Source organism: Sphingosinicella soli (assembly GCF_014199685.1).
GTDB classification, from domain to species: domain Bacteria; phylum Pseudomonadota; class Alphaproteobacteria; order Sphingomonadales; family Sphingomonadaceae; genus Sphingosinicella; species Sphingosinicella soli.
The window spans coordinates 1-12,773 of the sequence record NZ_JACHNZ010000062.1 but is presented as its reverse complement, the minus strand read 5'-3'; the positions used below and the strand labels follow the sequence as shown (position 1 = coordinate 12,773).

At 67.3% G+C, this 12,773-nt stretch carries 15 protein-coding genes; 6 read left to right on the top strand and 9 right to left on the bottom strand.

Going from position 1 to position 12,773, the window contains the following annotated elements; all coding sequences use genetic code 11:
- Positions 1-63 precede the first annotated feature (63 nt).
- Entirely contained in the window at positions 64-453 is a 390-nt protein-coding gene (locus GGQ98_RS17425; protein WP_184071825.1) for a porin family protein, read from the top strand.
- Positions 454-476: 23 nt separating this feature from the next.
- A complete protein-coding gene (locus tag GGQ98_RS17420; RefSeq protein ID WP_184071823.1) occupies positions 477-833 on the top strand; it encodes a hypothetical protein in 357 nt (118 codons plus the stop codon).
- Between the two features lie 36 nt (positions 834-869).
- On the opposite strand, the gene GGQ98_RS17415 is transcribed toward GGQ98_RS17420, so the two are convergent.
- From GGQ98_RS17415 to GGQ98_RS17405, 3 genes are all read right to left on the bottom strand, one after another.
- On the bottom strand, positions 870-1,613 hold the full coding sequence (locus tag GGQ98_RS17415) for a helix-turn-helix transcriptional regulator (RefSeq protein WP_184071821.1): 744 nt from the start codon (positions 1,611-1,613) through the stop codon (positions 870-872).
- Positions 1,614-1,714: 101 nt separating this feature from the next.
- Positions 1,715-2,146 (bottom strand): nucleoside deaminase, encoded by a 432-nt coding sequence (locus GGQ98_RS17410; RefSeq protein WP_184071831.1) that lies wholly within the window; start codon positions 2,144-2,146, stop codon positions 1,715-1,717.
- A gap of 166 nt (positions 2,147-2,312) precedes the next feature.
- Positions 2,313-2,612 (bottom strand): hypothetical protein, encoded by a 300-nt coding sequence (locus GGQ98_RS17405; protein ID WP_184071819.1) that lies wholly within the window; start codon positions 2,610-2,612, stop codon positions 2,313-2,315.
- A 169-nt stretch (positions 2,613-2,781) separates the two neighbouring features.
- Between GGQ98_RS17405 and hisC the strand changes: the two genes are divergently transcribed.
- Together hisC and GGQ98_RS17395 are read left to right on the top strand one after the other, a co-directional pair.
- Positions 2,782-3,882: a histidinol-phosphate transaminase gene (gene hisC / locus GGQ98_RS17400; RefSeq protein ID WP_184071817.1), complete on the top strand. Its 1,101-nt coding sequence runs from the start codon at positions 2,782-2,784 to the stop codon at positions 3,880-3,882.
- Positions 3,882-4,790 (top strand): prephenate/arogenate dehydrogenase family protein, encoded by a 909-nt coding sequence (locus GGQ98_RS17395; protein WP_184071815.1) that lies wholly within the window; start codon positions 3,882-3,884, stop codon positions 4,788-4,790. Before hisC ends, GGQ98_RS17395 begins: the two co-directional genes overlap by 1 nt.
- Here GGQ98_RS17395 and GGQ98_RS17390 read toward each other — a convergent pair.
- From GGQ98_RS17390 to GGQ98_RS17365, 6 genes are read right to left on the bottom strand one after another with little or no spacing between them, the layout of a single operon-like run.
- Positions 4,735-5,688, bottom strand: coding sequence for a DUF2125 domain-containing protein (locus tag GGQ98_RS17390; protein WP_184071813.1), 954 nt, complete (start codon positions 5,686-5,688; stop codon positions 4,735-4,737). The two genes, GGQ98_RS17395 and GGQ98_RS17390, sit on opposite strands and share 56 nt — an antisense overlap.
- On the bottom strand, positions 5,688-6,371 hold the full coding sequence (locus GGQ98_RS17385; protein ID WP_184071811.1) for a lysophospholipid acyltransferase family protein: 684 nt from the start codon (positions 6,369-6,371) through the stop codon (positions 5,688-5,690). The genes GGQ98_RS17390 and GGQ98_RS17385 overlap by 1 nt, the downstream gene beginning before the upstream one ends.
- On the bottom strand, positions 6,371-6,916 hold the full coding sequence (locus tag GGQ98_RS17380; protein ID WP_207791466.1) for a YdcF family protein: 546 nt from the start codon (positions 6,914-6,916) through the stop codon (positions 6,371-6,373). Before GGQ98_RS17380 ends, GGQ98_RS17385 begins: the two co-directional genes overlap by 1 nt.
- Positions 6,913-7,806, bottom strand: coding sequence for a cell division protein FtsX (locus tag GGQ98_RS17375; RefSeq protein WP_184071809.1), 894 nt, complete (start codon positions 7,804-7,806; stop codon positions 6,913-6,915). The genes GGQ98_RS17380 and GGQ98_RS17375 overlap by 4 nt, the downstream gene beginning before the upstream one ends.
- Positions 7,803-8,513 carry a cell division ATP-binding protein FtsE gene (gene ftsE / locus GGQ98_RS17370; protein WP_184071808.1) on the bottom strand — a complete coding sequence of 237 codons (711 nt, stop codon included), beginning with the start codon at positions 8,511-8,513 and terminating at the stop codon, positions 7,803-7,805. Before ftsE ends, GGQ98_RS17375 begins: the two co-directional genes overlap by 4 nt.
- Positions 8,514-8,520: 7 nt before the next feature.
- Complete coding sequence (locus tag GGQ98_RS17365; protein ID WP_184071827.1) at positions 8,521-9,531, bottom strand: cysteine synthase A; 1,011 nt, start codon at positions 9,529-9,531, stop codon at positions 8,521-8,523.
- 244 nt (positions 9,532-9,775) lie between these two features.
- On the opposite strand from GGQ98_RS17365, the gene GGQ98_RS17360 reads away from it, so the two are divergent.
- The gene (locus tag GGQ98_RS17360) at positions 9,776-11,338 is read left to right on the top strand and encodes a peptide ABC transporter substrate-binding protein (protein WP_184071806.1); all 1,563 of its coding nucleotides are present in this window, start codon (positions 9,776-9,778) and stop codon (positions 11,336-11,338) included.
- 4 nt (positions 11,339-11,342) lie between these two features.
- Positions 11,343-12,524, top strand: coding sequence for an acetyl-CoA C-acyltransferase (locus tag GGQ98_RS17355; protein ID WP_184071804.1), 1,182 nt, complete (start codon positions 11,343-11,345; stop codon positions 12,522-12,524).
- Positions 12,525-12,773: the final 249 nt, after the last annotated feature.

Sequence of the window (12,773 nt, the reverse complement as noted above, 5' to 3'; positions counted from 1 at the left end):
GTCGTTGTGGCGCTCCCATGGAGTATCTGTCCCATAGCGCATCCTTCCATTGCTGGCTGAATAATGCACCATCAAAGCCTGGGATCAAACAGCTACTGGTCGGTTTCAACCCGCATCCAATACGCGATACCCGATGCGATCCCTTTGCCTCCCGGCATTCCGCTGCCGCGCACCTATGATGGCCGCACAGGCGCGGACTGGCTGGATGCCGTGTCCGGTTTGAAAGCCAGGGTCAATTTCGGGTCCGGGGTCCATGCAACGGCCACCGGCATGATGGGCTTCGGCGGATCGGATTTCGTAACCGACATCTCCGCGCTGATCGGCCTCGATATAAGCGGGCGCACCAGCATCCTTGCGGGATACCGGCATCTGGACATCGACTATTCAAAGCACGGCTTCACCTTTAATGCAAAAATGCACGGGCCGCTCGCAGGAGCGAGTATCCGTTTCTAGAGATTATATTGAGAGGAATACGGATGCGCTCCGCACTCACTGTGATGATGGCCTGCCTGATCGCTTCGTTCGCCGTTCCCGGCACCGCAAGCGCTCAGACGGGCCGCGCGGCGATCGTGAAAGGGCTTCATCAAAGCGATATCGAAACCGTGCAGCCCCTGATCCGCGAGATGCTCGACAACGACGAGGTCGGCAGCACACGCGAATGGCGTTCGCCATCCGGCAATCAGGGGGAGCTTCGCCTTGTCAAAGGCGGCAAACTTGCCGACATGGATACGGGCCGCGTTCGGATCACCGTGATCGCCAAAGAGCGCCGCATCAAAACCTTCACGTTTCGCTACGAACGGGACGCCGGGGGCGAGTGGCGCACCGCAGGTTGAGGATCGCATCCGGTCGCGCGTGCGGAAAATCAACGCTCAGCCCAGAATATCCGCAAAGCTGAGCTGGCCGTTCCACAGGACGCGCGCGAGCAGTTGCTGGCGTGTCGCGACGCCGTAGCGGCGTTTGGCGATCTCCATGTGCTCGTTGCATGTGCGGGGACTGATGCCGAGCAGCTGCGCCATCGCCGCATCGCTCTTGCCGCGCGCGTAAAGCACGATGCAATCGAGCTGGCGCGGGGTCAGCGCGGCGGCGGGCGGCGATGGGGCGGGCTCGTGCGCGGCGATCCGCCGGGCCGCCTCCGATGCGAACCAGCCGACCGACTGCGCCGCGGCAGCGCCGTAGTGGTCGTCGCCGCGCTCCCGGCGCGTCGCGAAGGAACACAGGCCGACCGTCGTGCCGCCTTTGGGGATCGGAACGGTGAAGCCGTCGAGAAGGCCTTCTTCCCGCGCCAGACGCATCACGTCGCGCTGGCGTTCGCTCAGCACCACGAGATCGGGGATCTGCGCCCACGGGAAACCCGCAACCGCGATTTCGCACGCCGCGAACACCGGATCATCGACCCAGTAGGCGCGATCGCGCACCATTTCGATCCAGAGATCCGGATATGTCGTAAGCTGCAGGCTTTCGGCCGGAGCGCTGCTTTGCCGCGGCGAGTGCAGCAATGCGAAGCAATCGAAACCCAGCTCTTCAGTGATGGCTTGCGTTAGATTTGTCAGGGTGAGCAAGTCGTCGGCTTTTTTGGCCTTGTCCACGAACCCTTGCACTTTTTTGAACAGCATCTCTCGTCCCTTGCGGCGACGACCCCTTACATTCCGGAACCCTCGAACAGGATAAAAATCTATCCTGTATCGGGACTTAGACTCAAAAGCTGATGCGAGTGTTAACGCCGCGCGGCAAAAAATGCGCGCAGCAGTGCGGCGGACGGCGACGCCGCAATATCGGGATAAACCTCCGGCCGGTGATGGCAGGATGGCCCCGCGAAGATGCGCGGGCCGTGCTCGACGCCGCCGCTTTTGGGATCAGGCGCGCCGTAATAGAGCCGCCGGATGCGCGCCGCGCTGACCGCCGCCGCGCACATCGGGCAAGGCTCCAGCGTCACGTAAAGATCGCACTGCGTGAGACGTTCGCTGCCGAGGCGCGCCGCAGCGGCGCGGATCACCAGCATTTCGGCATGCGCGGTGGGATCGGAGAGCGCGCGCGTGCGGTTGCCGTCCGCCGCGATCACGATGCCTGCCGCATCGACGATCACCGCGCCGACGGGCACTTCGCCGCGCGCCGCCGCCGCGCGCGCTTCATCGAGCGCGGCGGCCATGGGCCCGCCTTGCGGGGCTTCGGGTTGGTGGTTCAGGCCCATGACGACGCTGCATAAAGCATCGCGCCGCAGCGGTCATCGGGCCATGTTCGCGGGTGGCGATTGAAATGTTGAGCGCCCCGGCGGAGGGGGATTCCGGCCGGGGCGCTCGACGGCGCAGCCGGGCTTACTGCCTGGCGCTACCGTCGTCTCCAGCCGGATTGATGTCCAGGGTCGGAACATCGATCTCGACTTCATCGGTCGTAACGTCGACATCCGGAACCGAAACGGTGGCCTTCTCCGTTCCGATATCGATCTCGCCGGTTTCGACCTGAACTTCCGGAATTTCGCCGCCTGAAACGCTCACTTCCGGCGTCTTCAGGTCGCCGGTCGCACTCACGTTGAACAGGCCTAGGGCATAACCCAGAACGGCCAGCAGGACGATCACGGCCACAACGATCACAATAGTGCGGCTACCTTTGTCCACGGCATATCTCCCTGTTGTTACAACTGCGGCGCCAACGCGCGGATCGCGGATTTGGTTTCATCGATGGTTTCACAGCTGATACGAAACTCAGCAGCGTTCGCTTGCAACCGCGCGCTGCATCGTCCAATGCGCGTCGCGATCGAACCTGAAAGCAGAAAGCCGGAAACCGATGACTGAGGCCCCCACCGCGAAGCCCTGGATCAGCGCCATCGAGGCGTATGTGCCCGGCCGCGCCAAGGCCGCAGCGGGTGTCAAGCTCGTGAAGCTGTCGTCGAACGAGAACCCCCTGGGCGCGAGCCCGCTGGCGATCGAGGCGATGCGGGCCGCCGTGGGCAGCGCCAACCGCTACCCGGACGGCAGCAGCCACGTGCTTCGCGAAGCGATCGCCGCGCAGCACGGGATCGAGGCGGACCGCATCGTCTGCGGCACGGGCTCGGACGAAATTCTCCAGTGCATCGCGCTCGCCTACGCGGGGCCGGGCGACGAGGTGCTGTATGTGCGCCACGGCTTCATGGTCTACCCGATCGCGGCCGAGCGCGCGGGCGCGACGCCGGTTGCGGCGCCCGACACGGACTATACCGCCGATGTCGATGCGCTGCTCGCCGCTGTTACGGAGCGGACCAAGATCGTCTACCTCGCCAACCCCAACAACCCCACCGGCACGCTGATCGCGCAGAGCGAGGTTGAACGCCTGCACGCCGGGCTGCCGCCGCATGTGCTGCTCGTGATCGATTCGGCTTATGCGGAATATGTCGAGGAGCCGGGCTACGACGACGGCACCGCGCTCGCCCGCGTGCACGCGAACGTCGTGATGGCCCGCACCTTCTCGAAAATCTACGGCCTCGCCGCCGAGCGCGTCGGCTGGGCCTACGGCGCGCCGGGCGTGATCGACATGGTGGACCGCATACGCGGCCCGTTCAACGTGACCAGCGCGGGGCAGGCAGGCGCGGTCGCGGCGCTCGCCGATCAGGACTGGGTGGCGAAATGCCGCGCGGAGAACACGCGCAATCGCGCCGCGCTTGTCGAGGCGATCGAGGCGCTGGGCAACAAGGGGCTGCGCGCAGTGCCCTCGGCTGCGAATTTCGTGCTGGTGACATTCCCCGAAAGCGGGCCTTGCACGGCGGAAGCGGCGAACGCCTGGCTCACCGAGCGCGGTTTCCTCACGCGCTGGCTGCCCGGCCAGGGCCTCGGCCACGCGCTTCGCATCTCCATCGGGTCCGACGACGAGACGCAGGCCGTGATCGCGGCGCTGCGCACGTTCCTCTCCTGATGCTGCCGTTTTCCCGCGTCGCCATCGTCGGGCTCGGGCTGATCGGCTCGTCGCTCGCGCGTGCCGTCCGGCTGCACATGCCGACGGTTCGCCTCGTCGGGTACGACGGCAGCGCCGAAATCCGCGCGCGCGTCGATGAACTCGGCATCGTCGACGATGTCGCCGACACGCCCGGCGCCGCCGTGATCGATGCCGATCTCGTGGTGCTGTGCGTGCCGGTGGGGCAGATGGGCGCGGTGATCGAAGAGCTGCGCGCCGACCTGCCCGAAGGCGCGGTCGTCAGCGATGTCGGCTCGGTGAAGGGCAGCGTGGCGGCGCTTGCCGGTTTGCTGCCGGAGCGTGTGCATTTCATCCCCGCGCATCCCGTCGCGGGCACCGAGAAATCCGGTCCCGACGCCGGGTTCGCGGAGCTGTTCCACCAGCGCTGGTGCATCCTGACGCCGCTACCCGGCACGGACGAGACGGCGATCGAGCGGCTTGCCGAGTTCTGGCGCCGGCTCGACAGCAAGGTCGACATGATGGATCCCCAGCACCACGATCTGGTGCTGGCGGTGACGAGCCACCTTCCCCACCTGATCGCCTACTCGATCGTGGGCACCGCATCCGATCTGGAAGGCGTGACGCGATCGGAGGTCATCAAATATTCAGCGGGCGGCTTCCGCGATTTCACGCGCATCGCCGCCTCTCATCCGGAAATGTGGCGCGACGTCTTCCTCGCCAACAAGGATGCCGTGCTCGAAGTTCTGCAGCGCTTCACCGAAGACCTGACCGCGCTTCAGCGCGCGATCCGCTGGGGCGACGGCGATACGCTGTTCAACCTGTTCACGCGCACGCGCGACATCCGCCGCACGATCATCGACGCAGGACAGGACACGGCGGCTCCTGACTTCGGACGGGACCACCGCTAGCCCCTTCGGGCGCGCCGACCACGAGCCCGGCCGCGCTGTCCCCGGTCAGCGTCATGGTGCGCGCGCGGCGGGCGCGGTACTCGGTTGCCGGAACCCCGCCTTCGAGCAGCGCCTTCACCGTGAACGGGCATTCGCTGCTGATCGTGCCGGAAACCGCGATGCGGCCGTCGGGCAGCGGCGCCAGCGTGGCCTCGATATCGGCGAGCGGCTTTTCTTCCAGAAGGAGCTGCGCGCCTTTCGCTTCGATGGTGCCGCCGCTGCGCCAGCCTTCCAGCGACGCGATCGGCCCGCGCGCCGTCACGAACAGCGGAATGTTGAGGCCAAGGCTGGTTCCCGCGCGGGTCAGCGTGCCCGCGATCCGCGCCTCTGCCCGAACCGGCAGCGTCGGAGACCGGCTCAGCGGCGCGGCGTCCGGCGTTTCGCGCAGATGCAGCTCGAAATCCGTCGCGTCGAACGGTCCGCCCGCGAACGGAAGCCACACCTTCGCCGTTCCGAAGTGCAGCGAAAGGCGCTCCAGCGTATCGCCCGGCCGCCGAATGCTCGCGAGCATCGTCGGCGCTTCGATATCGAGACGCATGCCGGTAAAGCGGGCGAGCGCGACCTGAAGCCGGGGCTCCTGCGCCTCGATCACCGCATGGCCCGTGCGCCAGGGCTGACGATTGATGGCCATCTTCGACGCCTGCACCGCAACCGAAAGCTCGCGGGTTTGCCTTCGGATATCAATGTCTTCGGTACGGATTTCGATACGGTACGGGAACCCTGCGATCGCCACCGGCACGCCCAGCCGCTCGGCAACGAACGCGCCGAACGCCTTCGACTCGCCATTCCAGTACAGCCAATAGGCGCCCAGCCCCAGAAGCAGCGGCAGCACAGCCACCCAGAACGGCAGACGACGCATCACGGCACCTCGTTGATCGCGGCGTGGAGCCGCGCTTCAAACGTCTTGCGGTCGAGCCCGGCCGGAATCGTTTCGCCGAAGCGCATGGTGATCGTACCGGGGTGCTTCCAGAACCCGCGACGCGGCCAAAGCGTTCCCGAATCGAGCGCGACCGGCACCACGGGCAGCTTCATCAGCCTGTAGAGCCCCGCCACGCCGGGCTTCAGCGGCGGCGCCTCTCCCACCGGCGTGCGCGTGCCTTCCGGGAAGATCACGATCTCGCGGCCTTCCGCGACCGCCTGCTCCGCAACGCGCAGCATCGTGCGCATCGCCGACCCCGAGGCTTCGCGATCAACCGGGATCGAGCCGTGACGACGCGCGACCCAGCCCCAGACCGGAATCTGCATCAGCTCCGCCTTCATCACCACCGCAGGCCAGCGGAACAGGCGCGGCGCCGCCATCGTCTCGTAGGCCGACTGATGCTTCATCGCGACGATCACCGGGCCCTGGGGCTGCGTGCCCACGACCTTCAGCCGCACACCCGCGATCCGCGAGGACGACCACAGGAAGAACGCCGACCAGCGCCGGGCGCCGTCGTGCGCGGCGCGGCGCGAAACGAGCGCCTGAAGCCCCGCGACGATCACGAGAAGCGCGCCGACCACGTAGAAAACCAGCGCAAAGGCAAGCGAACGCAGCACAATCATCAGGCTTCACCCATCAGCAGCAGCAGGCGCCGGAACAGGAACTTGCTGTATTCAACCGCGAGCAGACGCGCGGACAGACGCGCGGGCACCGCGTCGGGCACGAGCGTGATCCCCGCCCCGATGCGCGCGCGCGCTTCCGCCGTCGCGCGCGCGACATGGAACTGCGAGGTGACGAGACGCACCGATTTGTAATCGTGCCGCTTCACCCACGCCGCGATCTCCTCGCCGTTGCCGCGTGTGTCGGCCGCCTCCTTGCCCAGATCGATGCAGCATTCGAAGACGCTCGCCGGCACGTCGAGCTCCACGGCCAGTTCGATCGGCCGCACGCTCGTGTCGACGCCGGAGATGAGCAGCCGGTCCGCCTTTCCGGCGCGCAGAAGATCGACGCCGCGCGCGATGCGTCCGGGCCCGCCGGTCAGCACGACGATGCCCTCGGTGCGGAGATGATCCGGCGCGGGTTCGGGCAGGCTCAGCACGAACAGAACGAAACCCGCGATCCATGCCAGCGCGAGCAGCATGGCGGAGCGCACGAGAATGGCGATCATAGCTGCTGTTTCAACCTGCGCCCCACGGTGACGCGCACCGTCATGATCGTGAGCAGCGCGACGAGCAGCGGCACGGCGGCAAGCGCTGTCCAGCCGAGCGGCGACAGGCTGATTTCCCCGGCAAGGCCGCCGCCGAACTGCCCCAGCAGATTGCCGATGAAGACGATCACCCCGACACCGGCGAGCGCGCCGATCAGGCTGCCCGTAAGCCCCTGGATGGCGTAGCGATACTCGAACAGCGCGGCGACGGTGCGGTCTTCCGCGCCCATGATGTGCAGCGTCTCGATCGTCGGCCCGTGCGTGCTGAGCGCCGCGCGTACCGACAGCGCCACGATCGCCGCCGTCGTGGCGACGACGAGCACGCCGATCGAGACGGCAAGCCATTTCAGCACCTCGATCACACCCGCGAGCGGACGGAACCACTGCGCATGCGTGTCGATTCGCGCCGTCGGGGCGAGCGGGCGCACCGCGTCGCCGATCACCGCCGTATCGCCCGTACCGGCCTTCCAGCGCGCATCGATCATCGCGGGAAGCGGCAGGTCTTCGCCGATGTTGCCCGAACCGAGCCACGGTTCGACCAGCGCGCGAAGCTCTTCGTCGCCGAGCACGACAACGTCGGTCACATCCGCGCGGGCGCGCAACAGCGCAGCGATCGCCGCCGTCTGTTCGCGCTTGAGATCGGGGTTGGGCTCCACGATCTGCACCGTGAAGCTGCGCGAAAGCCCGCCGGTGAGCGCCGCAGCGCCGTTTGAAAGCGACATCCCCCCGGCAAGCGCCAGCGTGGCGAGGAAGGTCATCATGCCGATGATCCACGGCAGGGCGCCGCCCACCCAGCGTCCTTCGGGCAGGAAGCGGTAGCGCTGCGCGCGCGGCTGCAGCCAGGCGATCACGCGGCCTCGACGGGCTCTGGAGGATGGCGCAGCACGCCCATCGGATCGAGCATCTCGCCGCGATCGAGCCGCAGCGTGATCGCCGAGGGCACGCGCGACATCAGGTGCAGCGCGTGCGTCGCCACCACCACGGTCGTGCCGAGGCGGTTGAGTTCGTGGAACAGATGCAGCAGCCGCCCCGCCATGTCCGGATCGACGTTGCCCGTGGGTTCGTCGGCGAGCAGGATATCGGGCCGCGCGATCACGGCGCGCGCAATGGCGACGCGCTGCTGTTCGCCGCCCGAGAGCACCGCAGGGCGCGCATCGCGGCGCTCCGCGAGGCCGACCCACGCCATCAGCTCATCGACATGCGCCTTCACCTCCGCCTCGTGGACGCCCGCGATGCGCAGCGGCAGTGCGATATTGTCGAACGCGGTGAGGTGTTCGATCAGCCGGAAATCCTGAAGCACCACGCCGATGCGGCGGCGCAGCGCCGGAAGCGCGGTGCGCGGCAGGCTGGTGATGTCGCGCCCGAACATGTCGATACGCCCGCGCGACGGGCGCTGCGCAAGGTAGAGCAGCCGCAGCAGCGAGGTCTTGCCCGCACCCGAAGAGCCCACGAGAAACATGAACGCCCCGGTTTCGAGCCGGAAGCCGATGTCGCGCAGCACCTCCGCGCCCGTGCCGTAGCGCAGGCCGACATTGTCGAAGCGGACGATCGTGCTCATCAGGGTATCACGGCCTGGAAAGCCAGTCCGGCACGGGCAGGCCTTTTTCGTTCAGCCAGGCCGGATTGTAGAGGCTGGAGAGATAGCGCAGCCCCGAATCGCAGAGCACGGTGACGATCGTGTGACCCGGCCCCATCTCCGCCGCGAGCAATTCCGCGCCGACGATATTGATGCCCGAAGACAGCCCCAGGCTGAGGCCTTCCTCGATCAAAAGCGCATGGATCACGCGCAGCGCATCCTCGTCGCTGACGCGGAACTGCGTATCGACGGGCGCGCCCTCGATATTGGCTGTAACCCGCCCCTGCCCGATGCCTTCGGCGAGCGACGCGCCTTCGGATTCCAGAACGCCGCGCGCAAACCACGAATACATCGCCGCGCCGTGGGGATCGGTGAGCGCGATGCGGATATCGGGGTTCTTCGCCTTCAGGCCCATCGCGGTGCCCGCCAGCGTGCCGCCGGTGCCCACCGCGCAGGTGAAGCCGTCCACCGCGCCGCCGGTATCCGCCCAGATTTCCTCTGCGGTGGTTTCGATATGCGCCTGCCGGTTCGCGAGATTGTCGAACTGCCCCGCCCAGATCGCGCCGGGGGTTTCCTCGGCGATGCGCCGCGAACGGTGCTGGAAATGCTCGGGATCGGCGTATTTCGTGGGCGGCACCAGCACCAGCTCCGCGCCCAGCCCGCGCAGCGTCGCCATCTTTTCCGTCGATTGATTCGAAGGCATCACGATGATCGTGCGATACCCCTTGGCGTTCGCCACCACGGCGAGCCCGATGCCGGTGTTTCCCGCCGTGCCTTCGACGACGATGCCGCCGGGTTTCAGGCGGCCTTCGCGCTCGGCGGCCTCGATCATGTAGAGCGCCGCGCGGTCTTTCACCGATCCGCCGGGGTTGAGGAACTCGCACTTGCCGAGGATGGTGCAGCCGGTGCGCTGCGAGGGGCCGCGCAGGCGAACAAGCGGCGTACCGCCGATAAGCGTCAGTATATCGTGCGCGGGCGCGCGGGAGAGGTGACTTGGCATGGTGAATGCAAGGCTTACCGACGCGCGGCGCGCCATGCAATCGCGCCGTCGCGGCAGGCGCGCGAAAGAACCGGCAGCGCATTTCTGCGCCGCCGGGAAAGTCGGTTTGGGGGAACCGCAGCACGAAAGCGGCAGGCCGCTCCGTGCTTCGAGACTCCAAGCCTAGCGCGCCTGCGGGTCAGATTCGTGACGAAAACGGAAACTCGTGGCTGAAATTGCCACACTGCTGGTCTAGACCAAGGCGATGACCCGTCTTTCCTGGATATCCGGCTGCCTCGCATTTGCGCTGCTCGCGCTCGGCGGTTGCGAACGCTCGGCGGACGACGACAGCGAAAGCCGGCTGCGCATGGCCTTCGTGACCGACGACGGCGCCAGCCTCGTTCCCGACGACGGGCGCGAAAAGGCCGCGGCGCGCGCGATGCATATCGGCCTCACCACGCTGGAGCCGAGCGGGCGCGTGGTTCCGTCGCTGGCGCTCAGCTGGCGGGTCAGCGACGACGGCCTCACCTACGTGTTCAAGCTGCGCGAGGCTTACTGGGCCGATGGGCGCAGGCTCACCTCCGGCGACGTCGTGGCGGTGATACGCCGCATCGTGAGCCCCGGCTCCGCGAATCCGCTGCGCGACGAGCTGATGATGATAAAAAATGCCGCGCTCATCGCCGCCAATCGCCGCCCCGCGCGCATGCTGGGCGTCACCGATCCGCGCCCCGATACGGTGGTCGTCACGCTCGCCAAGCCCGAGCCCGCCCTGCTCCAGTTGCTCGCCGACCCGGCGGCGGCGATCGTCCGCGCCGGCAAGTCTCCGCCCGCTTCGGGGGCGTTCGCGAAGGCTGACGAGCCCGAGGACGCGGCGGGCACGCTGCTGCTGGTCAAGAACAGCACCTATTATGCGGCGGACACGGTTTCGCTCGCGGGGGCGGAGCTTTCCCGCCTGGAAGCGGAAAGCGCGATCCGGCGGTTCAGCGCGGGCGAACTCGATATCGTCAGCGGCGGCCGCCTTGCAGGGCTTCGCGCGGCGCGGTCCAGCGATTCGCGGGCGCTGCGGCTGGAGCCGACGTGGGGCCTGTATTTCTATCTGGCGCGCACGAGCGCCGGTCCGCTCGCCGACGTGCGCGTGCGGCGTGCGCTTGCGATGTCGTTCGATCGCGCCGCGATCCTCTCGCGCCTGTTCGGCGTCGCGGGTCTGCAGGCCTCGTATTCGGCGCTGCCGCCGACTTTGCCCGATGCTTACGCCGGAAGCGCGGGCGACTGGGCGGGATGGACACCCGACGCGCGCGAGAGCGAGGCGGTTCGGCTGCTCGCCGAGGCAGGCTATACGTTCGATCAGCCGCTGACGCTGTCGGTCGCGATTCCTCACGGCCGCGAGCATGCCGACCTGCTGGCCGCGATCAGCAATTCATGGGCCGCCATCGGCGTGCGCGTGAAGGCCTATGCGCGCGGGCCGCTTTCGCACCGCCGCGCCATCGAAAAGGGCGATTTCGAGCTTGCCGTGGTCGAACGCATCGCGCGCGCGCCGATCGCCGACACGTTCCTGCAGCCGTTCACATGCGCGGTGCGCCTCGGCGGCTATTGCAACCCTGCAGTTGACCAGTTACTCGCCGACGCGGCCACCGAGGACGATCCCGGCACGCGCATCCAGCTGCAACGGCGCGCGAACAGGATCATCTCCGAGGATGCGCCGCTGATAGCCGTCCTGTCGCCGATCCGATGGTCGCTGGTGTCGCCGCGCGTGACGGGCTGGGAAAACAATGTCGCCGGCGCGCACCCGCTTTCGGGCCTCGCGCTGACCGGAACGAACAAGGAGTAGCATCATGGATCCCATCGTCATCGTCGGCGCCAAGCGCACCCCAATGGGCGGTTTTCAGGGCGATTTTTCAGGGCTCACCGCCAGTCAGCTCGGCAGCGCCGCCATTCGCGCGGCGCTTGAAGAGGCGGGCATCGCGGGCGACGATGTCGATCAGGTCATCATGGGCAATGTGCTCGGCGCCGGCCAGGGCCAGGCCCCGGCGCGTCAGGCGCTGTTCGGCGCGGGCATGCCCGAGGGCGTGGGCGCGACCACGATCAACAAGATGTGCGGATCGGGCATGAAGGCCACGATGGACGCGCACGACATCATCCTGGCGGGCAGCGCGGACATCATGGTCGCGGGCGGCATGGAATCGATGACGAACGCGCCGTACCTGCTGCCCAAGGCGCGCGGCGGATTCCGCATGGGCCACGGCGAGGTGAAGGACCACATGTTCCTCGACGGCCTTGAAGACGCCTACGACAAGGGCCGCGCGATGGGCACGTTCGCGGAGGAAACCGCGCGCCACTACCAGTTCACGCGCGAAGCGCAGGACGCCTACGCCGTGCGATCGACGACGCGCGCGCAGGCCGCCATCGCAAACGGCAAGTTCGCGGGCGAGATCGTGCCGGTCACCGTCTCGGGGCGCGGCGGCGACGTGACGGTCAGCATCGATGAACAGCCCGGCAAGGCGAAGCTCGACAAGATCCCCACGCTGAAACCGGCGTTTGCGAAAGACGGCACGGTGACGGCGGCGAACAGCTCTTCGATTTCCGACGGCGCGGCGGCGCTCGTGCTGATGCGCGAATCGACCGCCAAGGCGCGCGGCCTCACGCCGATCGCCCGCATCCTCGGCCACGCGACGCACGCGCAGGCCCCGGCATGGTTCACCACCGCGCCGGTGTTCGCCATCGAAAAGCTGCTCAAGAAGGTCGGCTGGTCCGCCGCCGACGTGGACCGCTTCGAGATCAACGAGGCGTTCGCCGTGGTCGCCATGGCGGCGATCCGCGACCTCGGGCTCGACGAGGACAAGGTGAACGTCCACGGCGGCGCCTGCGCGCTCGGCCACCCGATCGGCGCCAGCGGCGCACGCGTCATCGTCACACTGCTCGGCGCGCTGCGCGACGCAGGCCTCACCAAGGGCGTCGCCAGCCTCTGCATCGGCGGCGGCGAAGCAACGGCGCTTGCGGTGGAGCGGCTGAATTAACGCCGATCAGCGTTCCGCCCGTCTTCGTTTCACTAACCCTGTCTTGCTGAACTTGTTTCAGCATCCATGCGGCAGTGCCGCTGAACCGCCGTATGGACCCTGAAACGCGTTCAGGGTGACGGGTCTTCTCGGGGGGATGGCGCCTACCTGTTTTATCCCAGGCTTTGATGGTGCATTATTCAGCCAGCAATGGAAGGATGCGCTATGGGACAGATACTCCATGGGAGCGCCACAACGACTGAGGCGGTC